This window comes from Roseibium sp. RKSG952 (assembly GCF_009711355.1).
Genome location: NZ_SMMF01000923.1, coordinates 27019 through 51703 on the forward strand (window position 1 = coordinate 27019; position 24685 = coordinate 51703).

At 55.8% G+C, this 24685-nt stretch carries 24 protein-coding genes and 2 pseudogenes; 19 read left to right on the top strand and 7 right to left on the bottom strand.

What is annotated here, in order from left to right; all coding sequences use genetic code 11:
* Nucleotides 1–633, bottom strand: a pseudogene (locus E1297_RS50395) (elongation factor G); the annotation flags it as partial.
* A gap of 204 nt (nt 634–837) precedes the next feature.
* Nucleotides 838–2193, bottom strand: coding sequence for an oxygen-independent coproporphyrinogen III oxidase (gene hemN, locus E1297_RS22285; protein WP_155142397.1), 1356 nt, complete (start codon nt 2191–2193; stop codon nt 838–840).
* Between the two features lie 61 nt (nt 2194–2254).
* Between hemN and fnrL the strand changes: the two genes are divergently transcribed.
* Complete coding sequence (fnrL, locus tag E1297_RS22290; RefSeq protein WP_155142398.1) at nt 2255–2998, top strand: transcriptional regulator FnrL; 744 nt, start codon at nt 2255–2257, stop codon at nt 2996–2998.
* On the opposite strand, the gene E1297_RS22295 is transcribed toward fnrL, so the two are convergent.
* On the bottom strand, nt 2995–3867 hold the full coding sequence (locus E1297_RS22295; protein ID WP_155142400.1) for a LysR family transcriptional regulator: 873 nt from the start codon (nt 3865–3867) through the stop codon (nt 2995–2997). The two genes, fnrL and E1297_RS22295, sit on opposite strands and share 4 nt — an antisense overlap.
* 97 nt (nt 3868–3964) lie before the next feature.
* On the opposite strand from E1297_RS22295, the gene glyA reads away from it, so the two are divergent.
* Entirely contained in the window at nt 3965–5287 is a 1323-nt protein-coding gene (gene glyA, locus E1297_RS22300) for a serine hydroxymethyltransferase (RefSeq protein WP_155142402.1), read from the top strand.
* Between the two features lie 58 nt (nt 5288–5345).
* Complete coding sequence (locus tag E1297_RS22305) at nt 5346–5600, top strand: GlsB/YeaQ/YmgE family stress response membrane protein (protein WP_155142404.1); 255 nt, start codon at nt 5346–5348, stop codon at nt 5598–5600.
* Between the two features lie 51 nt (nt 5601–5651).
* Here the strand turns inward: E1297_RS22305 and E1297_RS22310 are convergent, their stop codons facing one another.
* Complete coding sequence (locus E1297_RS22310; RefSeq protein ID WP_155142406.1) at nt 5652–6491, bottom strand: universal stress protein; 840 nt, start codon at nt 6489–6491, stop codon at nt 5652–5654.
* Nucleotides 6492–6686: 195 nt separating this feature from the next.
* On the opposite strand from E1297_RS22310, the gene ccoN reads away from it, so the two are divergent.
* The 4 genes and pseudogenes from ccoN to ccoP all read left to right on the top strand — a co-directional run bounded on the left by ccoN (nt 6687) and on the right by ccoP (nt 10122).
* Complete coding sequence (gene ccoN, locus E1297_RS22315) at nt 6687–8294, top strand: cytochrome-c oxidase, cbb3-type subunit I (RefSeq protein WP_155142409.1); 1608 nt, start codon at nt 6687–6689, stop codon at nt 8292–8294.
* Between the two features lie 15 nt (nt 8295–8309).
* Entirely contained in the window at nt 8310–9038 is a 729-nt protein-coding gene (gene ccoO / locus E1297_RS22320; RefSeq protein WP_155142411.1) for a cytochrome-c oxidase, cbb3-type subunit II, read from the top strand.
* Between the two features lie 11 nt (nt 9039–9049).
* Nucleotides 9050–9193, top strand: a pseudogene (locus tag E1297_RS22325) (cbb3-type cytochrome c oxidase subunit 3); the annotation flags it as partial.
* Between the two features lie 65 nt (nt 9194–9258).
* Nucleotides 9259–10122 (top strand): cytochrome-c oxidase, cbb3-type subunit III, encoded by an 864-nt coding sequence (gene ccoP / locus E1297_RS22330; protein ID WP_155142414.1) that lies wholly within the window; start codon nt 9259–9261, stop codon nt 10120–10122.
* Between the two features lie 140 nt (nt 10123–10262).
* Here the strand turns inward: ccoP and E1297_RS22335 are convergent, their stop codons facing one another.
* Complete coding sequence (locus E1297_RS22335) at nt 10263–10421, bottom strand: hypothetical protein (RefSeq protein ID WP_155142416.1); 159 nt, start codon at nt 10419–10421, stop codon at nt 10263–10265.
* Nucleotides 10422–10520: 99 nt separating this feature from the next.
* Between E1297_RS22335 and E1297_RS22340 the strand changes: the two genes are divergently transcribed.
* The 7 genes from E1297_RS22340 (at nt 10521) to nusG (ending at nt 16760) form a co-directional block, all read left to right on the top strand.
* On the top strand, nt 10521–11396 hold the full coding sequence (locus E1297_RS22340) for a LysR family transcriptional regulator (protein WP_155142418.1): 876 nt from the start codon (nt 10521–10523) through the stop codon (nt 11394–11396).
* 101 nt (nt 11397–11497) lie between these two features.
* Nucleotides 11498–12925, top strand: a complete 1428-nt coding sequence (ccoG, locus tag E1297_RS22345) for a cytochrome c oxidase accessory protein CcoG (protein WP_170337116.1) — start codon at nt 11498–11500, stop codon at nt 12923–12925.
* A 2-nt stretch (nt 12926–12927) separates the two neighbouring features.
* Nucleotides 12928–13386 carry a FixH family protein gene (locus E1297_RS22350; RefSeq protein ID WP_155142422.1) on the top strand — a complete coding sequence of 153 codons (459 nt, stop codon included), beginning with the start codon at nt 12928–12930 and terminating at the stop codon, nt 13384–13386.
* A gap of 3 nt (nt 13387–13389) precedes the next feature.
* Nucleotides 13390–15567, top strand: a complete 2178-nt coding sequence (locus E1297_RS22355) for a heavy metal translocating P-type ATPase (RefSeq protein ID WP_155142424.1) — start codon at nt 13390–13392, stop codon at nt 15565–15567.
* A gap of 5 nt (nt 15568–15572) precedes the next feature.
* A complete protein-coding gene (gene ccoS / locus E1297_RS22360) occupies nt 15573–15731 on the top strand; it encodes a cbb3-type cytochrome oxidase assembly protein CcoS (protein ID WP_155142426.1) in 159 nt (52 codons plus the stop codon).
* Nucleotides 15732–15827: 96 nt separating this feature from the next.
* A complete protein-coding gene (gene secE, locus E1297_RS22365) occupies nt 15828–16025 on the top strand; it encodes a preprotein translocase subunit SecE (protein WP_155142428.1) in 198 nt (65 codons plus the stop codon).
* A gap of 201 nt (nt 16026–16226) precedes the next feature.
* A complete protein-coding gene (gene nusG, locus E1297_RS22370) occupies nt 16227–16760 on the top strand; it encodes a transcription termination/antitermination protein NusG (RefSeq protein WP_155142458.1) in 534 nt (177 codons plus the stop codon).
* A gap of 117 nt (nt 16761–16877) precedes the next feature.
* Here the strand turns inward: nusG and gntH are convergent, their stop codons facing one another.
* Nucleotides 16878–18134, bottom strand: coding sequence for a guanitoxin biosynthesis MBL fold metallo-hydrolase GntH (gene gntH, locus E1297_RS22375; RefSeq protein ID WP_196223382.1), 1257 nt, complete (start codon nt 18132–18134; stop codon nt 16878–16880).
* Between the two features lie 348 nt (nt 18135–18482).
* Between gntH and rplK the strand changes: the two genes are divergently transcribed.
* A complete protein-coding gene (gene rplK / locus E1297_RS22380) occupies nt 18483–18932 on the top strand; it encodes a 50S ribosomal protein L11 (protein ID WP_037314971.1) in 450 nt (149 codons plus the stop codon).
* Nucleotide 18933: 1 nt separating this feature from the next.
* Nucleotides 18934–19632: a 50S ribosomal protein L1 gene (gene rplA / locus E1297_RS22385; RefSeq protein ID WP_008758243.1), complete on the top strand. Its 699-nt coding sequence runs from the start codon at nt 18934–18936 to the stop codon at nt 19630–19632.
* Nucleotides 19633–19736: 104 nt separating this feature from the next.
* Here the strand turns inward: rplA and E1297_RS22390 are convergent, their stop codons facing one another.
* Nucleotides 19737–20696 carry a phosphotransferase gene (locus E1297_RS22390; RefSeq protein WP_155142432.1) on the bottom strand — a complete coding sequence of 320 codons (960 nt, stop codon included), beginning with the start codon at nt 20694–20696 and terminating at the stop codon, nt 19737–19739.
* A gap of 414 nt (nt 20697–21110) precedes the next feature.
* On the opposite strand from E1297_RS22390, the gene rplJ reads away from it, so the two are divergent.
* The 3 genes from rplJ to rpoB all read left to right on the top strand — a co-directional run.
* Nucleotides 21111–21629 carry a 50S ribosomal protein L10 gene (gene rplJ, locus E1297_RS22395; RefSeq protein ID WP_170337106.1) on the top strand — a complete coding sequence of 173 codons (519 nt, stop codon included), beginning with the start codon at nt 21111–21113 and terminating at the stop codon, nt 21627–21629.
* Nucleotides 21630–21708: 79 nt separating this feature from the next.
* The gene (rplL, locus tag E1297_RS22400; RefSeq protein WP_155142436.1) at nt 21709–22083 is read left to right on the top strand and encodes a 50S ribosomal protein L7/L12; all 375 of its coding nucleotides are present in this window, start codon (nt 21709–21711) and stop codon (nt 22081–22083) included.
* A gap of 250 nt (nt 22084–22333) precedes the next feature.
* On the top strand, nt 22334–24685 hold a 2352-nt coding region (gene rpoB, locus E1297_RS50400; RefSeq protein WP_244327852.1), incomplete at its 3' end, for a DNA-directed RNA polymerase subunit beta.

Below are 24685 nucleotides of genomic sequence, written 5' to 3' on the forward strand. Positions count from 1 at the left end.
ATAGACTTCATCGCTGGGCGGCTGCTTATCTTCGATCAATTGCTCCAGCAGGTTGTCATCGAAATCTGACAGTGTCTCCAACAGTTCGGTACGGGCTTCTTGCTCCCGATCCTCAACGGACTGAGGCAGTTCGATCAGAGCCGAGGGTTGTCCTTCCTGATACTTCCATGCCCGTTCTGAAATCAGATCAACGGCTCCAACAATCTTGTCTCCGTCGCGGATTGGCACCTGACGCAAGGCGATGTGGTGCGTGCAATAGGTTTGCAGCGCCGCGATAATGTCGCGTATCCGACCATTGGGATTGTCCATCCGGTTGATGAACAGAAAGCAGGGAATACCGGCTTCTTCCACCAATCTGAGATAGGGCGCACATAGAACCGCTGCGTCCGGATCGGGTGGCACAACGACGACGGCAGCGTCCGAGATTGCCATTGCGGGTCCGACATATGCCAGCGAATCCCCTCCGCCATCCACGTCTATCGCGCACCAAGGCTCGTCCAGATAAGAAAAACCGTGCAAGTGCACGGTTCCGGAAACATCGAATGTGGTGGGGCGTCCGTCGAGGCGGCTTATAGCCTCGACTAGGGTTGATTTGCCCGATTGACTGGGGCCGAGGACGGTGAAAACGCGCATGGGTGCTGTCCCTCTTTCAAGTTGCAGAACGGCTGCACGAAAAGGGATTGTCGAACGCGGTAGCGTCGGCACGAATTGTCTGTGTCTGGACCTGCCTCAGATGCGGAGCGGTTTGTTGTCTCGCCCATTGAGTTTGGGAAAAACTCAAGGCGCACGTCAAGCCCCGACGTTTTTGGAAATGGAACAGCCCGCTGGGCTGCCCCTTCAGATGGCTGAACTGTGCCCGGCCTCGTTGAGGTCGTAGGCATCAAAACTGCGGGCAATCATTCGAGTAAGTGGACGTGCTTCGACGGGTATGAACAGGCCTTCATCAGTTATCTTCAGCAGCCCGTCAAACGCAACGTTGGTTGTCCGATACATGCGCTGCAGTTCCGAGACGGAAACATCGTAGTCCCGCAAGATTTCTGCCGAATCGATCCGAAAGTCGCACATCAGGGCCTCGATCAGGCGTGCCCGTAGTACATCCTGACCTTTGAACAAGTGTCCCCGCGATGTCGAGAACTGGCCGTTGCGAATGGCTTTGGTGTGCGCCGAGGTTGCTGGCGCGTTTTGTGCATAGCCCTGCGGGAAGCGTGAGATTGAGCTGGCGCCAACCCCGATCAGCACCTCGGCCTGATCGTCGGTATAGCCCTGAAAGTTCCGTTTGAGCCTGCCGGCCTTCAGCGCATGGGTCAGCCCGTCATCCTGCGTAGCAAAGTGATCAATTCCGATCTCGGCGTAGTTGTCCCAGAGGAATAGCCGACGCGCCGTATCAAAAAGATCGAGGCGCTGTTCGGGTGTCGGCAGAGCCTCGGACGGGATCAGTTGCTGACGCTTGGCCATCCATGGCACATGCGCATAACCATAAAGCGCGACGCGGTCCGGATTCAGCGACAGCAGTTTCTGGACACTTTCGGTCATCCGGGTCTTGGTCTGATGTGGCAGGCCATAAAGGATATCTGCGTTCAGACTCGAAATCCCGCGTGCCCGGATCATTTCAATGGCTTCACGAGTTGTGTCGTAGCTCTGTATGCGCCCGATGGTCTTCTGAATCTCATCATCGAAGTCCTGCACACCGATCGAGGCACGGTTCATTCCCGCCTCGGTCAACGCGTCCAGACGCGCCTCATCAACCTCGTTTGGGTCGATCTCGACCGAAAACTCGGCATCTGGTCCCATGGGCACGATGCCGAGAATATAACTGGCCAGATCCCGCATCAGGTCCGGGTTCAGTAGCGTTGGGGTGCCGCCCCCCCAATGTAGCCGCGACAGGGTCACACCGCTGGGCAGACGTTGCGCCAGCAGATCAAGCTCGGCCTTCAGGACGTCTACATAAGCAATGACGGGATTGTCCGTTTGCGTGCCTTGCGTCCTGCAGGCACAGAACCAGCACAGCCTGCGGCAGAATGGAACATGTATGTAAAGCGAAACGGCACTTCCGGGTTTTATGTCCGAAATCCAGTCGCCAAAACGGTCAGGCCCCACATCATTGCTGAAATGCGGGGCGGTAGGATAGCTCGTGTAACGCGGTACTTTCGCGTCAAAAAGTCCGAGCTTGGCCAATTGAGGTTTCACTATCATAGCGATACCGTTATGGCATGCCCCGTCTAGGTACCTTGACCGAGATCAAGTGGAAACGCGAATGACACTGACTGTTCAATTTGACCATTCTAACTGCGATGACTGTCCGATCCGTCATCGGGCTGTATGCGCGCAATGCGATCAGGAAGAGCTCGAAGAGCTGGAAGATATTAAATATTATCGCAGTTTCGAGGCTGGGCAGACCATCATCTGGTCAGGTGATCAGATGAATTTTGTCGGCTCTGTTGTGTCCGGAATCGCATCGCTGACCCAGACGATGGAAGATGGTCGCACACAAATGGTCGGCCTCTTGCTGCCCAGCGACTTTGTTGGCCGCCCGGGGCGCGAATCGGCACCATACGATGTTCAGGCGACCACCGACGTGGTCATGTGCTGCTTTCGCAAGAAGCCGTTCGAGGATCTGATGAGCCATACGCCGCATATTGCGCATCGTCTGCTGCAGATGACTTTGGACGAGCTGGATGCGGCACGGGAATGGATGCTGGTCCTTGGTCGTAAGACCGCGCGGGAAAAGATCGCCAGCCTCCTGTCGATCATCGCACGCCGCGATGCGTCGGTCAGCCAGAAGGGTATGTCGGGTCCGATCGTATTCGACCTGCCTCTGACGCGCGAAGCAATGGCGGACTATCTGGGCCTTACTTTGGAAACCGTAAGTCGTCAGATTTCAGCCTTGAAAAAGGATCAGGTCATCCTTCTGGAAGGCAAACGTCACGTGACTATCCCGGATATGGGACGCCTGATGGAAGAGGCCGGTGACGATACTGATGGCGGCTTTCTGGTCTAACCAATCCCTTTGAGCCACCTCACAACCCTTTCGACGGGCGAACGGGGGTGCAAGGGGCGCGGACACCAAAGGTTCAGCGTGTCCGGCAATGTGACCTTGGTTTCAAACGGTGCAACAAGCCGTCCGCTTTTGAGATGCGGCTCCACAAGTGCGCTATGGCCCATCAAAACACCTGCGCCATTCAATGCCTCTTCAACCGCGAGAGCATAGAGCGAAAATACAGGGCCTTTAGGGGCAAATCCCTGTTCGGGCATAGCTGCGGAGGTCCATTGCTGCCAATCGTTGAACCAAGTGGAATCCGACAGGCAAGTGACACTGGATAAGTCTTCTGGTGTTTTCAGACGGTTTGCGAGAGCAGGCGCGCAAACCGGGAAAATGACGTTGTTCGAGACGGCTTCACCAAGTTCGCCGCCAAAGAACAGATATATGTCATAAGGCGCACGCTTGAGGTTTGGGGGCGCTTCTTCGGCTGTTAGCGAAACCTCGATTTCCGGTTCCGCCAAACGGAGTTCGGGCAATCTGGGTGACAGCCAAAGCTGTGCGATCGAAGGCAGTGTCACGATGTGAACTACCTGCGGTCGAGCCTCGGTTCGCAGGGTTTGAGTTGCCTGACCCATCATGTCGAACGCCAACGTAAGGTCGGGCAAAACCTTTTGACCCAAGGCTGTAAGGGCCACGCCTCGTGCGTTTCGATCGAACAAAGGTGCCCCCAGGTCTTCTTCCAGTGCTTTGACATGGGCTGAAATCGCGCCCGCACTGACGCCCAGTTCGATCGCGGCAGAGGAAAAGCCGCCCAGTCGCGCGGCGGCTTCGAACGCGCGTAACGCATTCAGAGGCAGTGGTTTAGGACGCGGCGGTGCAACAGGCATAATATTAGGCTCAGATTTTCTGCCCCTATTTTTTCGGAAAACTGATTTGATCGCAAGCTGGGATCTTTGCACTCTGACTTTGAAAACGGAGGATCAGATGCCACAACTCGCCCGCCGCCCATGGGTCCCGACCCAATGTGAAGACCGCGTCCAGCAGATTGCTCAGGCCGTTGAGCCTATCGACCCGGACGCAATCGACAAACAGATCGAGACGCTGATCGCGCGAAATTCAGAGATCCACGATGCAGAGTGCTTCAACCTGAATCCGGCAACAAATGTCATGAACCCCCGGGCTGAGGCTGCCCTGGCAGCTGGCTTGGGTAGTCGCCCGTCTCTGGGTTATCCCGGCGATAAGTATGAGATGGGGCTGGAAGCGATTGAAGAAATAGAGGTTATCGCGGCGGAACTCGCAGCGAAGGTCTTCAACGCGAAATACGCGGAAATTCGTGTTGCTTCGGGTGCGTTGTCTAACCTCTACGGTTTTATGGCGCTGACCGATCCCGGGGATACAATTATTGCCCCTCCCGCGACAGTCGGGGGACACGTGACGCACCACAAAGATGGATGTGCGGGTCTTTACGGTCTGAATACGTTGAACGCTCCGGTCGATGCTGATGGTTATAGCCTTGATCTGAACGGTTTGCGTGAGTTGGCAAAAACGCACAGACCTAAACTCATCACAGTTGGGGGTTCGCTGAACCTGTTTCCGCATCCCGTATCCGCTGTCCGGGAGATAGCGGACGAAGTAGGCGCGAAGGTGCTGTTTGACGCTGCTCATCAATGCGGGATCATCGCCAGTGGCGTTTGGTCAAATCCACTGGATGAAGGCGCGCATCTTACGACGATGAGCACCTACAAGAGCCTAGGTGGCCCTGCCGGCGGCCTCATCGTCACCAATGACGCTGAGATTGCAGAACGGCTGGACGCCATCGCCTTTCCCGGCATGACCGCCAACTTTGATGCCGCCAAATCAGCATCCTTGGCGATTTCCCTGCTGGATTGGATCGAATTTGGTCCCGCTTACGGTCAGGCTATGGTCGAGCTTGCGCAAGCGATGGCCAAGGAAATGGAAGAAATCGGATTACCGGTGTTCAAAGGTGCCGGAGGCGCAACTGAGTCCCATCAGTTTGCGTTGGAGGCAGCGCGCTTTGGAGGCGGGCAGGCCGCTTCAAAAACGCTGCGAAAGGCAGGCTTCCTTGCTTGCGGGATCGGATTGCCGACCGCACCGGTAGAAGGAGACATGAACGGCTTGCGCATTGGGACTCCGGAACTGGTTCGTCGAGGTGTCACACCAGATCACGCAGGAGAGCTTTCGGCTCTGATCGCCGAGGCTTTGTCCACCACAGATCCGGAGAGTGTCGCACCGCGTGTGCGCGAACTCCGCGAACGGTTTCAGGGCATGCACTACGTTCGTACGTGACCGAACGCCCCGACCATGATCTAATGCCTTTGAGTGAAACAACATTCAGGAGCAAGGCATGGAATTCAGTAGCCTTTTGGCAATGCTGTTCATCGGAGCGATCGCTGGCTGGTTGTCCGGCAAGATCATGGAAGGCCGAGGCTTTGGTCTTGTCGGCAACATAATCGTTGGGATCGTTGGGGCTTTTCTGGCAGGCCTGATCTTTCCCGCCCTTGGATTTGCAGTTGGCGGCGGTTTGTTCTCGTCGATCTTCTTTGCGACCGTGGGCGCCGTGATCCTGCTGTTTGTAATCGGGCTGATCAAAAAAGCCTGAACAGAAGAACCGCCCTGATTGAGGGCGGTTCTCTCAATCTAATACATTTGGTCAGTGTGCCAAAAAGACCGGAACATCAGATTGTTCCAACATATTCCGAGTCGCCCCGCCCAGGATCGCTTCGCGGAAACGGGAATGTCCGTATGCACCCATGACGATCATGTCCGCATCAGTATCTGCGGCGTGTCGGTTCAGAATGTCTGAGACACGCGTCATGGTTTTGCTTAGTACATCTATTTCGCATTTCACGCCGTGACGGGCGAGCATCTGTGAAAGCATACCACCGGGGTCTGAACGGTCGGGTCCGTGGCGTGGCGGGTCAATCACCACGATGCGTGCGACATCAGCTTGTTTCAGGAAAGGAAGGGCACGACGTATCGCCCGCATCGCCTCGACGCTTTCGTTCCAGCCAATCAGAACGGTGCGCGGTTTCGAGAACGGCTTTGCATCTTCGGGAACGATCAATACCGGTGCGTGCCCTTCGAACATGGCTGCTTCAACTATGGGTTCGGCCTCGGCTCCACGATCCTTGCCATAGGGTTTTGGCAGGACAACAAGGTCCGAGAAACGTGCGCGATGCGCTACGTGGCGACTCAGATCGGCTAGCTGACTTACGCCGTTTTCCGCAGACCAGCGTATGCCGGTTTTTCCCAGATACTCCTGAGCAGATGCCAGAATCTCATCAGCTTCGGCATTTGCCCGAGTCAGAGTTTCCTGCAGGATAAGCGCGTTGGCACCTGCATAGTAATACCCTGTCTGACTGCGATCGACGCCAAGGCAAAGCGCCTCGGCATGTGCATCCTGTGCTTCGGCCAATGCGGCCAGCTGCGCCAGAGCCGGTTGGGCAAACCGGGTCTCGGTCATGATTGTGAGAAGAGATTTGTAAGCCATGTCGACCTCAATTTTGGGGCGGTTAGCCGGATGTGCACAGGTAACATATTCATTTATTTATGCCTGTCACAGAAAACAGGCTATTGTCTTGATACAGATCAAAGCAGCGGCGGCTGCTGTCCGACAATACAGCAGCCAGTCAAAAAGGTTCTGCGCCACAAAAGAATCGCGCAGAGCATGGCAAAGGGACGCAATATGTCGAATTACATCAAGCTGATCGTGCTTGGGCTTATCGTGCTATTCGCAGCGATAGGGTCCAATTATGCACGGGATTTGGCGTATCAGGTGCATGCGATTCTGGTGATGATCATCGCCGGTGGGTTGTTTATCTGGACGCTAAGAAACACTGACGAGCCAGATATTCTTGTTGATCGCTCCGCCGAGTACATGGATGACGTGATCCGCTATGGCGTGATTGCGACGGCATTCTGGGGCGTTGTCGGATTTCTGGCAGGGACCTTTATTGCGTTCCAGTTGGCCTTTCCCGGACTCAACTTTGAATGGGCCCAAGGCTATCTGAACTTTGGGCGTTTACGGCCGTTGCACACTTCAGCTGTGATCTTTGCATTTGGCGGTAACGCACTTATCGCGACCTCATTCTATGTAGTTCAGCGCACCAGCGCTGCGCGGCTGTGGGGTGGCAATCTGGCGTGGTTTGTATTCTGGGGCTACCAGTTGTTCATCGTGCTGGCAGCAACCGGTTACGTATTGGGCGGAACCCAGTCCAAGGAATATGCCGAACCTGAATGGTATGTTGATCTGTGGCTGACCATTGTCTGGGTGGCTTATCTGGCGGTCTATCTGGGTACGATCATCAAGCGGAAAGAACCCCACATCTACGTGGCAAACTGGTTCTACCTGGCGTTCATCGTCACCGTCGCCATGCTGCACCTAGTTAACAATATGACCATCCCTGTCAGCATCTGGGGTTCGAAATCGGTTATCGTCTGGTCGGGTGTTCAGGATGCCATGATCCAGTGGTGGTACGGCCACAACGCTGTTGGCTTCTTCCTGACCGCGGGCTTCCTGGGCATGATGTACTACTTCATTCCCAAGCAGGCCGAACGCCCTGTGTTCTCGTACAAACTGTCGATCATCCACTTCTGGGCGCTGATCTTCCTGTACATCTGGGCTGGTCCGCACCACCTGCACTATACCGCGCTGCCAGACTGGGCCTCGACGCTGGGCATGGTGTTCTCGGTCGTGCTCTGGATGCCTTCGTGGGGCGGAATGATCAACGGTCTGATGACCCTGTCGGGCGCATGGGACAAGCTGCGCACCGACCCGGTTATCCGGATGATGGTGATCTCGGTCGGCTTTTACGGCATGTCCACCTTTGAGGGTCCGATGATGTCGATCCGTGCCGTGAACTCCTTGAGCCATTACACCGACTGGACGATTGGTCACGTGCACTCGGGCGCGCTGGGCTGGAACGGTATGATCACCTTTGGTGCTCTGTACTTCCTGGTACCTGTCCTGTGGAAGCGTGAGCGTCTGTACTCGCTGCAGATGGTCAGCTGGCACTTCTGGCTCGCCACTATCGGTATCGTGCTCTACGCCGCGTCGATGTGGGTCACCGGTATCATGGAAGGCCTGATGTGGCGTGAAGTGGATGCCAACGGCTTCCTGGTGAACTCGTTCGCCGACACCGTGGCTGCCAAGTTCCCGATGTATGTGGTGCGTGCTCTGGGTGGCGTCATGTTCGTCGCTGGCTCGCTGATCATGTGCTACAACCTGTGGATGACTGTGCGGAAAGCGCCGGCCAAAGAGGCCAGCCTGACCGTCGCGGTCCCGGCTGAATAAGGAGGGCCGGTAGCTATGGCAATTCTCGACAAACATAAGATCCTCGAGACCAACGCGACCCTCCTGCTGATCTTCAGCTTTCTGGTCGTGACCATCGGTGGCATCGTGCAAATCACCCCGCTGTTCTATCTTGAGAACACCATCGAGAAGGTGGAGGGCATGCGCCCTTACACCCCTCTCGAAATGGCTGGGCGTGATATCTACATCCGCGAAGGCTGCTACACCTGCCACAGCCAGATGATCCGTCCGATGCGGGATGAAGTGGAACGTTATGGTCACTATTCGCTGGCGGCCGAGTCGATGTATGACCACCCGTTCCAGTGGGGGTCCAAGCGCACCGGGCCTGATCTGGCGCGTGTTGGAGGCCGTTATTCGGACCAGTGGCAAATGGACCACCTGCGCGATCCACAATCGGTTGTACCTGAATCGGTTATGCCTAAATACGGGTTCCTCGAGCGCCGTAAGATCGACGGCAGGTATATCGGTGACATCATGGCGGCAAACGCAGTAGTCGGCACGCCCTATACCGAAGAGATGCTGGAGAATGCAGTGGCAGACTTCCGCGCTCAGGCTGATCCGGACAGCGATTATGATGGTCTGCTGGAGCGCTATGGTGACAAGGTCAATGTCCGCAACTTCGATGGTCAGCCTGAGCTAACCGAAGCTGACGCGCTGATCGCCTACCTGCAGATGCTGGGCACGCTGGTCGACTTCTCGACCTTCACCCCGGACGCCAGCCGCTAGGGAGGGTTGTTATGGAAGAGTATACACTCCTCAGGCAATTCGCGGATAGCTGGATGCTGCTGCTCTTGTTTGCCTTCTTTGTTGGCATCGTCATCTGGGTTTTTCGCCCTGGTGCCAGCAAGGAATACAAAGACACCGCCAACATCCCCTTCCGGCACACCGATGCGCCTGCGTCTCAGCAGGGCGACGACAAACCCGCCGAAGTTAAGGAGGCGAGGAAATGAGCAAGACACCTGAAAAACAGCCGGGCGATCCAAACACCACGGGTCACAGCTGGGACGGTATCGAAGAATTCGACAACCCGATGCCACGTTGGTGGCTGTGGACCTTCTACGCGACGATCGTTTGGGCTGTGATCTACACGATCATGTATCCGGCGTGGCCGTTGGTTCAGTCTGCAACGGCGGGCGTGTTGGGCTGGTCGTCGCGCGAGATTGTTCAGCAAGAGATGGTTGCCTTCGAAGAGGCGAATGCTCCGTGGAATGCCAAGCTGGTGGAAACACCTCTGGACGACATTTCGAAAGATCCAGAGCTTCAGCAATACGCCGTCAATGCGGGTGGTGCGGTGTTCCGCACCTGGTGCGCGCAGTGTCATGGTTCCGGTGCGCAAGGTGCCCCGGGTTTCCCGAACCTGTTGGATGACGCATGGCTTTGGGGCGGTACGCTGGACGATATCGTAACCACGGTCAGCTATGGTATCCGCAGCGAAGAAAGTGATGACACACGCTATTCCGAGATGCCTGCCTTTGGCGAGATTCTCGAGCATGACGAGATCACTCAGGTGGTTCAGTACGTCATGTCGCTGACCAACGCGCAGACCGATGATGCGGCGGCACAAGCGGGCAAAGTTGTTTTTGAAGACAACTGTGCATCCTGCCACGGTGAAGATGGCACTGGCGACGTTTTCCAGGGCGCGCCGAATCTGACCGATGCTATCTGGCTTTATGGTGGCGACGAAGAGGCGTTGACCGAAACGGTGACCAACAGCCGATTTGGTGTGATGCCACCTTGGGATACCCGACTGACCGAGGCGCAGATCCGTGCGGTTTCCGCCTATGTCCACCAATTGGGTGGTGGTCAGTAAGGGTTAAAGAAAACCTTCGGACGGCTCGCCGCCCGAAGGCTCTGACACCGGCTGTTCCATCTGTTCGCGCGTTTCCTGAACAGCCGGTGTCTATTTTCCGAGAATTAGGTCGATGACCTGCTCTGGTGCAAAGCACCATATCACAGATCGCACAAATCGATATCACGCTTGCTCTGCAGCCACCAATGGCCTGCAGGCAGCCAACGGCGCTTGCTGGCCTTTGCCTTGGGCACATCGCGGACAGTCGGTGCATCAATTCGTGTCGCGGTCATGAAGGACTTGGCGAAAATCGAGAGCATGATCTTTCTCCTGACTGATTGGCGTCTGCTCTCATGATCTGCCGTTGACGGGTGAAAGGCGACTCAATTACAATTTGTATATGTAAGGTAGGATTACATATGGATTGGTTGTCTCTTCCTCCATTAACTTCACTGCGAGCCTTTTCAGCATTTGCGGAAAAGCGAAACGTTGTTCAGGCTGGAGCGGCACTTAATGTTAGCCATGCCGCAATCAGTCAGCAGCTACGCGCGCTTGAAGATCATATGGGTGTCTCTCTTTTGGATCGAAGCGGGAAATCCCTGACTTTGACTTCGCAAGGCGAGCATCTGGCGCGGGCCCTTCAGCTCGGGTTCGGAGCAATCGGGTCAGCTGTCGACGAGCTCGTGCGGTCTGGTACGGACCGGCCCGTGCATGTGTCCTTAACTTCGTCCTTTGCCACTTCCTGGCTGATGCCCAGGCTTCCGGCATTTCGCTTAGATCACCCTGAGATCGACTTGATTCTGGATCCATCGCCGGATCTGGTTGAACTGCGTCCGGGCGATATAGATATCGCAATCCGGTACGGTGCCGGTGGGTGGTCCGGAGTTGACGCGCAGATGCTGCTGCAGACGCCGATGGTGATCGTGGCGGCACCCGAACTGCTCAAAGGTAAATCTGACTGGTCACCCGCCGAACTTGCGCAATTGCCCTGGCTGGAAGAGGTCGGAACGACCGAAGCGACCACGTGGTTGGCAGGTCGCGGGGCAGAACTGGAGCCTGGCGTAGGGCGGATCGTCGTTCCGGGAAATCTGGTGTTGGACGGTCTACGAGCCGGGCAGGGGGTTACCGTTACAGTGCGACATTTCGTCGAGCAGGATATCGAGAACGGGCGAATTGTAGAGCTTTATGCCGAGCCCGATGGAGCAGGATACCATATTGTTACGGCCCAAACGCCACAAAGACAGGCGGTAAAGACATTTGTTAGCTGGCTGAGGCGACAGGCGCTCGGGGTGTGACAAAAGGTGTCTTTGCGATACGCTTTTGACCCAAATCAAAGTTGGTGGGTGTATGATCTGGAAGAAGTCGCCTGAAAAAGAGCCAGATCCGGAGCCAGCCCGTGAGCGATTCCAACCCCGCCCCCAGCCTTTATGCCGCTAGGGAGCCGATCTTTCCCAGACGTGTGTCAGGGCCATTTCGAAACCTGAAATGGATCATTTTGGCAGTAACACTGGGTATCTATTACCTGACCCCATGGATCAGATGGGACCGGGGTCCCAGCCTGCCCGATCAGGCTGTGTTGCTGGATTTGGCAAATCGCCGTTTCTATTTCTTCTGGATCGAAATCTGGCCACATGAATTTTACTTCGTGGCAGGTTTGCTGATCATGGCTGGTCTTGGGCTGTTTTTGTTCACATCGGCGCTTGGTCGTGTCTGGTGTGGATATGCCTGCCCACAAACAGTCTGGACCGACCTTTTCATTCTTGTTGAGCGCTGGATCGAAGGGGACAGAAACGCGCGTTTGCGACTGCACCGGCAGAAAAAGCTCGATTTCCGAAAGGCGAGGCTGCGGATTACGAAATGGGTGGCCTGGCTACTGATCGGTCTGGCGACGGGCGGTGCATGGGTGTTTTACTTTGCAGATGCGCCCACGTTGGCGCGTGATCTGGTTACCGGAAATGCCCATCCGATTGCTTACACGACAATCCTGATCCTGACGGGCACGACATTCCTGTTTGGGGGATTTGCCCGAGAGCAGATCTGTATTTACGCTTGCCCGTGGCCGCGAATTCAGGCCGCAATGATGGACGAGGACACCTTGGTCGTGGGCTACCGCGAATGGCGGGGTGAGCCGAGAGGCAAAGGGAAGCGGACTGCAGACTCTGAACTGGGGGACTGCATTGACTGCATGGCCTGCGTCAATGTTTGCCCTGTTGGAATCGACATCCGGGATGGTCAGCAATTGGAATGCATCACATGTGCACTGTGCATCGACGCCTGTGATGACATGATGGCCAAGATCGGCAAACCGCGCGGATTGATCGACTACATGGCGCTAAGCGACGAAACGCGCGAGCGCGCGGGCGAACCACCCGTGAGTGTCTGGAAGCACATCTTCAGGGCGCGGACCATTATGTATACTGCCCTTTGGTCCTTGGTTGGTTTTGCGTTGCTGTTTGCACTGTTCATTCGTTCCGATATCGACCTGACGGTCGCCCCTGTGCGCAACCCAACCTTTGTGACCCTGTCAGACGGTACGATCCGCAATACCTATGATGTGCGTTTGCGGAACAAGCACGGAGACGACCGCCTGTTTAAACTCTCTTTGGTCGGTGACCCGTCGATGCGGATTGAGATTGAGGGTACAGATCTGGATACTGTGAATGTCACGGCAGATACTGCACAATTGACCCGCGTTTACATTGTAGCGTCGAAAGACACTGCGCCGGCGAGCGCCGACTCGACCCCGGTTCGCATCTGGGTCGAAGATCTGAGCAGCGGCGAGCGCGCATCAAAAGATACCACGTTCAACGGACGGGGAGACTGATCATGGCAGAGCGTCAATTTACTGGCAAACACGCATTAGCTGTGTTCGTTGCAGCCTTCGCAGTAATCATATCTGTCAATCTGTTGCTTGCGTATAGCGCTGTGAAGACCTTTCCCGGGCTCGAGGTCAAAAACTCCTACGTCGCGAGTCAGGAGTTCAACGAGCGCTTGCAGGAACAGCAGGCGCTGGGCTGGGACGTAAAGGCCGAAGCAAAAGGTGGTCTGCTGATTTTGCGCATCACCGATGCGCAGGGCGCGCCGGTCAAAGTGGCAGAACTGCAGGCAGTGGTCGGTCGCGCAACCCACGTGCGTGATGATTTCACCCCCGATTTCACCTTTGACGGCATTGCCTATGAGACACCTGCCACTTTGGGTGCAGGAAACTGGAATATTCGTCTGGTTGCGAAAGACCATGACGGGTCTGAGTTTTCCCAACGCATTCCGCTTTATGTAAAGGGGTAGGGGATGACGGCACAGCTCAGCTCTGGCACGGCGGCTTGTCCGGGTTGCATCGCAACACCGGCCGAACCTGCCCGGCCAATCCCCGAGGATGTGCAGATTGCGCTGTCATTGCCGGGCATCCATTGTTCGGCCTGTATTGCAACGGTCGAACGTGAGCTGAACGCCCATCCCGGTGTCGAAGATGCACGCGTCAATCTGACCCTGAAGCGAGCCATGGTCAAAGCCGCCCCCGATATCCGCGCGGCAGATCTGATTCCTGTTCTTGAGAACGCGGGTTTCGAGGCGCACGAGTTGGATCCGGGGGCGTTGTCGGCCACACAGACTGACAAGGCTGGACGGGATTTGTTGATGCGACTGGCTGTAGCCGGGTTTGCGTCGATGAACGTGATGCTGCTGTCGGTCTCAGTCTGGTCGGGTGCGAGCGATGCGACGCGAGACATGTTCCACTGGATCTCAGCAGCCATCGCGCTGCCAGCTATCGCGTTTTCTGCACAACCGTTCTTTGCCAATGCGTGGAGCGCGCTTCGCGTTCGCCGCCTTAATATGGATGTACCGATCGTGCTGGCTATTCTGCTGGCTCTGGTTACATCCCTTTGGGAAACTGCACTGAGTGGCGAGCACGCCTATTTCGACGCAGCTCTGACGCTGACATTCTTCCTGCTTGCGGGTCGCTATCTTGATTACCGAACGCGTGCCGCGGCGCGGTCAGCAGCCGAAGAACTGACTGCACTCGAAGTGCCACGTGCCATTCGGTTGGTGGATGGTGCAGAAGAAGAGGTTCCTGTCGCTCAACTAAAGGTCGGTGAGTTGATCCTCGTTCGGCCTGGCGGTCGAATGCCTGTAGACGGCCAGATTGTTTCCGGCCAGTCAGAGCTGGATCGTTCCCTGCTGACCGGTGAAACACTGCCAGTCTTTGCAGAACAGGGGTTTGAGGTCAGTGCAGGTGAGGTCAATCTGACCGGGCCGTTGACGATCCGTGCAACTGCCGTGGGCGAGGATACCTCCCTGCATCGCATGGCAGATTTGGTGGCCATCGCAGAGTCAGGCCGCTCGCGGTACACGTCATTGGCTGACAAGGCTGCCAAGCTTTACGCGCCGGGTGTTCACATCCTGTCGGCACTTAGTTTTGTGGGGTGGTACATCTATTCCGGCGATATCCGTACGGCGCTGAACATTGCAGCAGCGGTTCTGATCATCACTTGCCCTTGTGCGCTGGGCCTTGCGGTGCCTGCGGTGACGACGGCTGCTTCGGGACGTTTGTTTCGAAAAGGCATGCTGATCAAACATGCCACTGCGCTGGAACGTCTGGCTGAGGTCGACATAGTCGTATTCGATAAAACCGGCACTCTGACTTCGGGTGCGCCTGAACTGATCAATCTGGGGGATCATTCCCGTTCTGATCTTGAAGTGGCGCTGGCGCTGGCTGAGGCGTCGGCACATCCTTTGTCCGTCGCGCTGGTAAAGGCGGCACGAGAGGCCGGGGTCAAGCCTGCCAAGGTTCGAGATATCACTGAGGTGCCCGGATATGGAACCGAAGGCGAGTATCGAGGCCAGCGTGTTCGCCTTGGGCGTTCCGCCTGGGTAGGCGGGCAGCAGGATACGCAGACATCAGCCTGGCTTGCTGTCGGATCGGATCGACCCGTTGCGTTCCGATACTCTGACGTTTTGCGCCCCGGCGCGCAGGAAGCGGTTGAGGCCTTTAAGGCATCCGGCAAAGAGGTGATTCTTATCTCCGGCGATACAGAGGGTGCGGTTCATGCGCTTGCCGACAAGCTTGGGATCGAAAACTGGGTTGCCGAGGCATTGCCTCAGGACAAGGCGCTTCGCATTCAGAGCCTCAGTGAGGAGGGCAGGAATGTCCTGATGATAGGGGATGGCCTGAATGATACCGCTGCCCTTGCTGCTGCGCATGTCTCGATCTCACCCGCTTCGGCGCTGGACGCGGCGCGTGTTGCATCAGACATCGTTTTGCTCGGGAATGATCTGTCCCCGATTGCCGATGCCTGCGATACTGCAGTGAAAGCAACGAAACGGATTCGTGAGAATTTTCAGATCGCAACGGTCTATAACGTGATTGCGGTGCCGCTTGCCGTTGCCGGTCTGGCGACACCACTGATTGCGGCCCTTGCGATGTCGACCTCGTCGATTACCGTATCCCTGAACGCCCTGCGCCTAAGGTGACCTGAATGGAAGTATTGGCCTATCTGATCCCGATCTCACTGCTTCTGGGCGGTATTGGCCTTGTGGCGTTTATCTATACCGTTCGTTCGAACCAATATGAGGACCCTGAAGGGGACTCGCGACGCATCCTGAGTGACGAATGGGACGACCGGCCAAAGCCCTGAAGCCCCACCTTTGTTCACGGTTGTACCAACTGCCCTTGAATTTGCCGTAATGCCCGGCTATGTCCGGCCCATCCGCTAGCAGAGAGACCAAGCCTAATGGCCACCACAAACCCGATCCAGTTCATTCAGCAAGTCCGTGCCGAAGTCGCAAAGGTCGTCTGGCCGACCCGGCGTGAGGTGCTGTTGACCACGGTCATGGTGTTCATCATGGCGGCACTGACAGCCGTTTTCTTTGCACTGGTTGATCTGGCCATCCGCGGTGGTCTGCAACTGGTTCTCGGTGCATTCAGCTAAGGCGAACCGGGCCGCGCGTAAACGCCACTGCCCCCTTGCACAGCGCGCCGTGTCAGAGTAGTTGACACAGTACTATTCGGAATGGGCGTGCGGCGATTCGGGCTGCGCGCCGCTTTTTATTCCGGGTGACGAGATAGAATTTCAATGACGGGCAGGTCCGAGCGTTCGGTGGCCCGAAAGGCAAACAAGGACGACAGGTTCATGGCGAAACGGTGGTACTCGGTCAGCGTTCTTTCGAATTTCGAAAAGAAGATCGCAGAACAGATCCGCACGTCCGTGGCTGAGCAGGGCCTTGAGGACGACATCGACGAAGTACTGGTCCCCACCGAAGAGGTGATCGAGGTACGTCGCGGCAAGAAGGTCACGACCGAACGTCGTTTCATGCCCGGCTACGTGCTGGTGCACATGGAAATGTCGGATCAGGGCTATCACCTGATTAACTCGATCAACCGCGTCACTGGTTTCCTGGGCCCGCAAGGGCGCCCGATGCCGATGCGCGACGCCGAGGTGAACCAGATCCTCAACCGCGTTCAGGAAGGTGAAGAAGCGCCGAAGCTGATGATCACCTTCGAAGTGGGCGAGAAGGTCAAGGTCAACGACGGCCCGTTCGAAGATTTCGACGGCATGGTCGAAGGCGTGGACGACGAGAACCAGAAGCTGAAAGTGACCGTCTCGATCTTTGGTCGGGAAACTCCGGTGGAGCTGGACTTTACGCAGGTCACGAAGCAGGGCTGAATAGCTTCTCAGAGCATTTCAGAACGCCGCGTTGTCATCGACCACGCGGCGTTTTTTGCTTTATGAGTTTTGTGATCGCTGACCAGCCAAGTTCGCGAACGTCGCAGAACTAGCTCCCTATTCTTTGAAGGGAAGGCTGGTGTAGGCACCTACCTCATTGTTGCCCGAGCGCTCATTGAATGCTTCGATCATGTCATTTGTAGCTTCGGCAGCCCCAAGGTCCATGCTTTCAAGATCGAATTCGGAGAATGGAAACTCTGCGGCAGAGTCTGGGGGTTGCTTCGCCATTTGAACCGGTGCCGGAAAGGACTCTTCGTTGGGTATCCCTTGCCGGGTTCGAATACTATCTTTCGTTACATTCCATGTCATGAAATCAGCTGCTAAATCCAACGGGCCGTCATAGGTTTCCCGTATTGCCGAATAGACGGCTAACGCGATGTCATGATCGTTCTGGAAGTGATAACAAACTGCCAGTCGCGGTTCTGTCTCAGACATGATCTTCCCAAACGCCTGTGCAGCTGTATGCCCCTGTGAGCCCACAAAAATCGCCTCAGATGGTTCAAAACCGTACTTTTCGATCATGTATTCAGGGGGAGTGAAGCACTCGTGGATGGCAAGATCGGCACCGGCGGCATGCTCTCTCCACCAGCGTGTCGGGAGTGTATCAGAGGAAAAAGCGAACTTGAGGCCATTCCATTCCAATAGAAAACTAACCGATTGCTCGCCATGAATAGCTGGCAGTGTTCTGACTTGAACGCCGTTTTCATTAAAGATGACATTGTTTACAGCTTTCCAATCGAATTCGTTCACTTCAAGCTGCAATCCTCTCGGATCGACTGCCGCGCCTCGGGTCGCTTCTTCCCAGGCCCACATCTTCATCATGTGGTCGGACCATGCTTTAGTGCCCCATTCCGGCTTGATCCCCTCAGGCCCCCAAAGGCGGACTGGAGTTAAGCGATTGTTTACGGGGCCGGTAAAATAGAAGGCTGGAAAATCGCCTGCATGATCAAGGTGCAAGTGACCTAAAAATACCTTATCCAATTGATCCAGGGGTATGCCAAGCGCCATGATCCGTTCATATGACCCTTCGCCCATATCGAAGATGAATTTCTCTCCATTGCCCAGTTCAACAAGAAAGCAGGCGGCAGCTTGTTTAAGACGGGGTTGAGGCATCCCCGTTCCGCAAGCGATAACCCGCATCTCGTCAGGCCTCAGAGATTCAGTTCCCGGGTAGTAAACAGTTTGGTTGGGGTATGGGTCGGTCCTTGACCATTCCGAAGGTTCCTTGTTTTGCGCTATCGTGATTGTCGCTGCGGCTGTGGTGATCCCGGCGCTAAGTGTTATTACATTTATGAAAGTCTTGGAAAATATCATCGAAAGCCCTCCCATAAGGATATCGTCGAGAAACCAAACACGCAGTTCCGACTCATCCAAGGGTCGCAATTTTTGAATGTGTTTGGCAAGTTTTACTCGGAATCGCGTGCAAGCATGCAAGGAAGTAGTATAGATGGGCAGGTGACTGTTTTTGAAAGTTGCCCTGTAAGTCGTCTCGGATTGGGTCAGTGATCCCCTTGCCAACCCCCGCATTCCCCTGTAAACGCCGCCTCTATCGTCTTCGGGCGAGATTCTCTCGTGGGAGGTTGCTGGGATCGCGATCCCGGATCGGACCACGCAACATAATCTGGGTGGAACGCGTTTCACCTAAGTTGAAAGGAAAACCAAATGGCCAAGAAGCTTGCTGGTACAATGAAACTGCAGGTTCCTGCAGGTCAGGCGAACCCGTCGCCGCCAGTTGGTCCGGCGCTGGGTCAGCGCGGCATCAACATCATGGAATTCTGCAAGGCGTTCAACGCCAAGACCGCAGACATGGAGCAAGGCGCACCTTGCCCGACCGTGATCACCTATTATCAGGACAAGTCCTTCACCATGGACATCAAGACGCCGCCTGCGTCTTATTACCTGAAAAAAGCAGCTGGTCTGAAGCCGGTTGGCAAGCGTAACCGTCCCCGTGGCGCGGAAAACCCAGGTCGTGAGACCGTGGCAACCGTGACTTCGAAGCAGGTTCGTGAAATCGCCGAAGCCAAAATGAAAGATCTGAACGCCAACGACGTCGAAGGCGCAATGCAGATCATCCTGGGCTCGGCCCGCTCTATGGGCATCGAGGTGAAGTAAGATGGCAAAACTCGGTAAACGTACCCGCGCTGCGCGCGAAGCTGTCGCTGGCAAGGAAAACCTGTCGGTGGACGAAGCAGTTGCTCTGGTCAAAGCCAACGCAACTTCGAAATTCGACGAGACCATCGAAATCGCTCTGAACCTGGGTGTTGACACTCGTCACGCTGACCAGATGGTTCGCGGCGTTGTCGGCCTGCCGAACGGCACCGGTAAAGCGATGCGCGTTGCTGTATTTGCTCGTGGCCCCAAGGCTGACGAAGCGAAAGAAGCAGGTGCAGATATCGTTGGCGCAGAAGACCTGATGGAAACCATTCAGGGCGGCACCATCGAATTCGATCGCTGCATTGCGACCCCTGACATGATGCCGATCGTCGGTCGTCTGGGTAAAGTTCTGGGCCCTCGCAACCTGATGCCGAACCCCAAAGTTGGCACCGTGACCATGGACGTGAAAGCGGCCGTGGAAGCTGCCAAAGGTGGTGAAGTTCAGTTCAAAGCTGAAAAAGGTGGCGTCGTGCACGCCGGTGTTGGCAAAGCGTCGTTCGACGAAGCCAAGCTGGTCGAAAACGTCCGCGCCTTCATCTCGGCCGTGGCCAAGGCCAAGCCGTCGGGCGCCAAAGGCACCTACATGAAGAAAATCGCACTGAGCTCGACCATGGGCCCTGGCGTGACTCTGGACGTTGCAGCTGCTGCGGGCGAATAAGCCTTAGCGACCAGTAGTGACAGTATTCACCCGGGTAGCGAAAGCCACCCGGGTTTTCTTTTGGGGATCGATGTTTGTGGATGAGCGGAGAGCTCCCCGATGATCTAGCCGAATACTTGCCTTAGCCGGATGCCAAGGCGCTCTCGCTTGTGCTCTTCGAATTCGCTGCAATCATGGCGTCTTTGGTGAAGAAAGAACCAGTCTTTCAGCAACCGCCCCCGGATGCAAAAATCCAGAATCTCGGTGTTTATGGGGTGCTTGTAGCGGCGGAAAAACATATCTTTGTTTCTCTTCAGGATGCCGCTTCGATCCACGTCTGATGCCTCACCTCCCCGAAAAATATCTGCTTTCAGAAAATCAACGATGTCATACACCGCCAGTTTTTCTCGGGCTTCGGTGAAATCCAGACCAATCGTTTTGCCTTGTCCGATGATCAGGTTCTGCCCATGAAAATCGCCATGTGAAAAGACCCGAATGTCTTCAATGCCTTTCAGGCGGGCGGCTTCGGCGAACATGATGTTCACCCATCTCCGACTTTGATCCGAGATCTCATAGGGCACCGCATCCAGCAGATCACTAATGCTGTCGGTCATCCACTTTGGTCGGAAGGCATAGCTTACCGGCAATTGGCGACTATGAAGGTCATTGAGCCAAGATCCCGCACGACGAAATACCTGTGCGACCTGATCGTCATCCGTGCTGTTGTAGATCAGATCCACTGCTGTCGGCCGGTCAATAAACTCTGTGACGAAAAAGGAGTTTGTGTCTGACAGATATACCGGGCGGATAACCTGAGTGGTTGGGTTGTCCTCGAAATGGATATTCAGCTTGGTCAGAAGGTCAAATTCATCGCGCAATCTTCCGGTGTCAGGAGCCTCTGTATCAATCTTTAAAGCGTAGGTTGCGGGCTTGGTTTGAACCTTCAGGACGAGGCGCGAATTTGGGAAAGCATGTGAGCGGTAGATGCACTCGACTTGTTCCGTAGCGTCAGTGTTCGCGTAACTCAGAAACTCAGCCACGCAGTCGGATGTAAACTGTCTTTCGCTCTCGGTAAGGTCCGGCATTCGGAGATTGGTGCCTGTGATTGATCTTCTGTATGTGCGGGTGACAGGACCTCAGCGCAGGTTACGTGTCAATGGCTGCCATTTCTCTGTTGGCCAAAGCTCGAAAGTGAGCCAGGTGGATTTCCGGAATCTGACCAATTTACCCCTTGGAAACCCCCGCCATCTGCCCTAAAGAGAACTGCGGAGTAAAGCGTGCGATTCGTCGTGCGCTTTATTTCGTTTCGTCCAAGACGGTGGGTGACCTTACGAAAGGTCTTAATTCCCTGCCTGAGACGGGTAAGACCAAAGAATTTCGAGGGTCCTGACCCTCGGGCGAATTTTGGCCAATCCCGTAACAACGGACCTGAACGCCGGAGCGTAAGCTGCGGCAAATATGAGCCGGGATGAGGTTTCATCCCTAACTTGGAGAGAACTGTGGATAGAGCCCAGAAAGAGAAAGTGGTCGAGGAACTCGGCCAAATCTTCGAAAGCTCTGGCGTCGTAGTGGTTTCGCACTACGCCGGTCTGACAGTTGCCGAGATGCAGGACCTGCGTTCGCGTGCGCGCGAAGCCGGAGGTTCCGTGCGTGTTGCCAAGAACAGGCTCGCCAAAATCGCCCTTGAGGGTAAGCCGTGTGAAAGCATGGCCGACCTGCTGACAGGGATGACCGTTCTGACCTATTCCGAGGACCCCGTGGCGGCAGCCAAGGTGGCCGAGGACTTCGCCAAGGATAACAAGAATTTTGAAATCCTCGGCGGTGCAATGGGCGAGAACGCTCTGGACCGCAAAGGCGTTGAAGCCGTTTCGAAAATGCCGTCTCGCGAGGAGCTTATTGCTTCGATCGTGGGCTGCATTGGCGCACCTGCTTCGAACATCGCCGGCGCGATTGGCGCACCTGCAAGCAACATCGCAAGCATCCTTTCCACCATCGAAGAGAAGGCGGAAGCTGCGTAAGCGGTTGGCACTGAATGATCTGCGTAGGGTAAATACCCTGACGTTGGAACACACACTGTAAACGGAAAGAGCTGATAAAATGGCTGATCTGAAAGCACTCGCAGAAAGCATCGTGGGTCTGACCCTGCTGGAAGCACAAGAACTGAAAACTATCCTCAAAGACGAATACGGCATCGAGCCTGCAGCTGGCGGCGCCGTAATGGTTGCAGCTGGTGGCGACGCTGGCGGCGCAGCTGAGGAAGAAAAAACCGAATTCGACGTCGTTCTGAAGAACGCCGGCGCATCGAAAATCAACGTCATCAAAGAAGTTCGCGGCATCACCGGCCTGGGCCTGAAAGAAGCCAAGGAACTGGTCGAAGCCGGCGGCAAGATCAAAGAAGGCGTAGACAAAGCAGAAGCAGAAGACATCAAAGGCAAGCTGGAAGCAGCTGGCGCCGAAGTCGAGCTGGCCTAAGCTTAGTCTCTGGTGCATCGCTGATGTGCCGAAAAATTTGGCTGGGTCCGGAGAAATCCGGGTCCAGCCGAACCTGTCTTAGAAAGGGCCTCAATATCTGGGGCGTTTTCTAAGACACGGTTTTCGGATCGGGAGGCTGCCTTCGGGACGGTGGCCATGAATTGATCCGGACGTGTCGTCTCGAATGTGCAAGATGCCGGGGCCCGACGGTGTCTTTGCCCGCTGAGAACATCGAAAGGTGACATCTGACATGGCTCAAACGTTCCTTGGCCAGAAACGTCTTCGTAAATATTACGGCAAAATCCGCGAAGTGCTGGAGATGCCGAACCTCATTGAGGTCCAGAAATCTTCTTATGATCTTTTCCTGCGCTCCGGCGATGCAGAGCAGCCCACTGACGGCGAAGGCATCAAAGGTGTGTTCCAGTCGGTTTTCCCGATCAAGGATTTCAACGAAACCTCCGTTCTGGAGTTCGTGAAATACGATCTGGAAAAGCCCAAATATGACGTCGAAGAGTGCATGCAGCGCGACATGACCTACAGCGCGCCGCTGAAGGTCACTCTGCGCCTGATCGTGTTTGATGTCGATGAAGATACCGGTGCAAAATCGGTCAAAGACATCAAAGAACAGGATGTCTTCATGGGCGACATGCCTTTGATGACCCCGAACGGTACGTTCGTTGTCAACGGTACCGAGCGCGTGATCGTATCCCAGATGCACCGTTCGCCCGGTGTGTTCTTTGATCACGACAAGGGCAAAACCCACTCCTCGGGTAAACTGCTGTTCGCCTGCCGCATCATCCCGTATCGCGGCAGCTGGCTGGACTTTGAGTTCGACGCCAAGGACATCGTATTCGCTCGTATCGACCGTCGCCGCAAACTGCCGGTGACCACACTGCTTTACGCTCTGGGTCTGGACCAGGAAGGCATCATGGATGCCTACTACAACACCGTGTCCTACAAACTGGACAAGAAGAAAGGCTGGATCACGCCGTTCTTCCCTGAGCGTGTGCGTGGTACCCGTCCGACCTATGATCTGGTTGACGCGAAATCAGGTGAAGTGATTGCTGAAGCAGGCAAGAAAGTCACCCCGCGCGCAGTTAAGAAACTGATCGAAGAAGGCGTTGTTACCGACCTGCTGGTTCCGTTCGACCATATCGTTGGCAAGTATGTCGCCAAGGACATCATCAACGAAGAAACCGGCGCGATCTATGTCGAGGCCGGTGACGAACTGACCTTGGAATATGACAAGGATGGCGACCTGATCGGCGGTACCGCAAAGGAACTGATCGACGCGGGCATCACCGACATCCCGGTTCTGGACATCGACAACGTCAATGTCGGCCCTTACATGCGCAACACCATGGCGCAGGACAAGAACATGAACCGCGAAAGCGCGCTCATGGACATCTATCGCGTCATGCGTCCGGGCGAGCCGCCCACCGTCGAAGCTGCATCGGCCCTGTTCGACACGCTGTTCTTCGACAGCGAGCGTTATGACCTGTCCGCTGTTGGCCGTGTGAAGATGAACATGCGTCTGGCTCTGGATGCGCCGGACACCCTGCGCACCCTGCGCCGCGAAGACATCGTGGCCTGCATCAAGGCGCTGGTGGAACTGCGTGACGGCAAAGGCGACGTGGACGATATCGACCACCTCGGCAACCGTCGTGTACGTTCGGTCGGCGAACTGATGGAAAACCAGTACCGCGTTGGCCTGCTGCGCATGGAGCGCGCGATCAAAGAGCGGATGTCGTCGGTCGAGATCGACACCGTCATGCCTCAGGACCTGATCAACGCGAAACCGGCTGCGGCTGCTGTTCGCGAATTCTTCGGTTCGTCGCAGCTGTCGCAGTTCATGGACCAGACCAACCCGCTGTCGGAAGTCACCCACAAACGCCGTCTCTCGGCGCTTGGCCCCGGTGGTCTGACGCGTGAGCGTGCGGGCTTTGAGGTGCGCGACGTTCACCCGACCCACTATGGCCGGATGTGCCCGATTGAAACGCCGGAAGGTCCGAACATTGGTCTGATCAACTCGCTGGCCACATTCGCCCGCGTGAACAAGTATGGCTTCATCGAAACACCTTATCGCGTTGTCAAAGACGCTGAGGTGACCGATGAGGTTCACTACATGTCCGCGACCGAGGAAATGCGTCACACCGTGGCGCAGGCGAACGCGACTCTGGACGCTGATGGCAAGTTCATCAACGATCTGGTGTCGACCCGTCAGGCTGGTGACTACACCCTCGCCCCGCGCGAGAATGTGGACCTGATCGACGTGTCGCCGAAACAGCTGGTTTCTGTCGCCGCATCGCTGATCCCGTTCCTTGAAAATGACGACGCCAACCGCGCTCTGATGGGCTCGAACATGCAACGTCAGGCGGTTCCGCTGTTGCGGGCCGAGGCGCCGCTGGTCGGTACCGGTATCGAGGAAAAGGTTGCGATCGACTCGGGTGCTGCGATTCAAGCGAAACGCGCCGGTATCATCGACCAGGTCGATGCCCAGCGTATCGTTATCCGCGCCACCGAGGATCTGGAACTGGGCGACGCTGGCGTTGACATCTATCGTCTGCGCAAATTCCAGCGTTCGAACCAGAACACCTGCATC

Excerpts from the sequence above, each read along its gene's own strand:
- hemN (WP_155142397.1), bottom strand. The coding sequence starts at position 2,193 with ATGATAGTGAAACCTCAATTGGCCAAGCTCGGACTTTTTGACGCGAAA.
- fnrL (WP_155142398.1), top strand. The coding sequence starts at position 2,255 with ATGACACTGACTGTTCAATTTGACCATTCTAACTGCGATGACTGTCCG.
- E1297_RS22295 (WP_155142400.1), bottom strand. The coding sequence starts at position 3,867 with ATGCCTGTTGCACCGCCGCGTCCTAAACCACTGCCTCTGAATGCGTTA.
- glyA (WP_155142402.1), top strand. The coding sequence starts at position 3,965 with ATGCCACAACTCGCCCGCCGCCCATGGGTCCCGACCCAATGTGAAGAC.
- E1297_RS22305 (WP_155142404.1), top strand. The coding sequence starts at position 5,346 with ATGGAATTCAGTAGCCTTTTGGCAATGCTGTTCATCGGAGCGATCGCT.
- E1297_RS22310 (WP_155142406.1), bottom strand. The coding sequence starts at position 6,491 with ATGGCTTACAAATCTCTTCTCACAATCATGACCGAGACCCGGTTTGCC.
- ccoN (WP_155142409.1), top strand. The coding sequence starts at position 6,687 with ATGTCGAATTACATCAAGCTGATCGTGCTTGGGCTTATCGTGCTATTC.
- ccoO (WP_155142411.1), top strand. The coding sequence starts at position 8,310 with ATGGCAATTCTCGACAAACATAAGATCCTCGAGACCAACGCGACCCTC.
- ccoP (WP_155142414.1), top strand. The coding sequence starts at position 9,259 with ATGAGCAAGACACCTGAAAAACAGCCGGGCGATCCAAACACCACGGGT.
- E1297_RS22335 (WP_155142416.1), bottom strand. The coding sequence starts at position 10,421 with ATGCTCTCGATTTTCGCCAAGTCCTTCATGACCGCGACACGAATTGAT.
- E1297_RS22340 (WP_155142418.1), top strand. The coding sequence starts at position 10,521 with ATGGATTGGTTGTCTCTTCCTCCATTAACTTCACTGCGAGCCTTTTCA.
- E1297_RS22350 (WP_155142422.1), top strand. The coding sequence starts at position 12,928 with ATGGCAGAGCGTCAATTTACTGGCAAACACGCATTAGCTGTGTTCGTT.
- E1297_RS22355 (WP_155142424.1), top strand. The coding sequence starts at position 13,390 with ATGACGGCACAGCTCAGCTCTGGCACGGCGGCTTGTCCGGGTTGCATC.
- ccoS (WP_155142426.1), top strand. The coding sequence starts at position 15,573 with ATGGAAGTATTGGCCTATCTGATCCCGATCTCACTGCTTCTGGGCGGT.
- secE (WP_155142428.1), top strand. The coding sequence starts at position 15,828 with ATGGCCACCACAAACCCGATCCAGTTCATTCAGCAAGTCCGTGCCGAA.
- nusG (WP_155142458.1), top strand. The coding sequence starts at position 16,227 with ATGGCGAAACGGTGGTACTCGGTCAGCGTTCTTTCGAATTTCGAAAAG.
- gntH (WP_196223382.1), bottom strand. The coding sequence starts at position 18,134 with ATGATATTTTCCAAGACTTTCATAAATGTAATAACACTTAGCGCCGGG.
- rplK (WP_037314971.1), top strand. The coding sequence starts at position 18,483 with ATGGCCAAGAAGCTTGCTGGTACAATGAAACTGCAGGTTCCTGCAGGT.
- rplA (WP_008758243.1), top strand. The coding sequence starts at position 18,934 with ATGGCAAAACTCGGTAAACGTACCCGCGCTGCGCGCGAAGCTGTCGCT.
- E1297_RS22390 (WP_155142432.1), bottom strand. The coding sequence starts at position 20,696 with ATGCCGGACCTTACCGAGAGCGAAAGACAGTTTACATCCGACTGCGTG.
- rplL (WP_155142436.1), top strand. The coding sequence starts at position 21,709 with ATGGCTGATCTGAAAGCACTCGCAGAAAGCATCGTGGGTCTGACCCTG.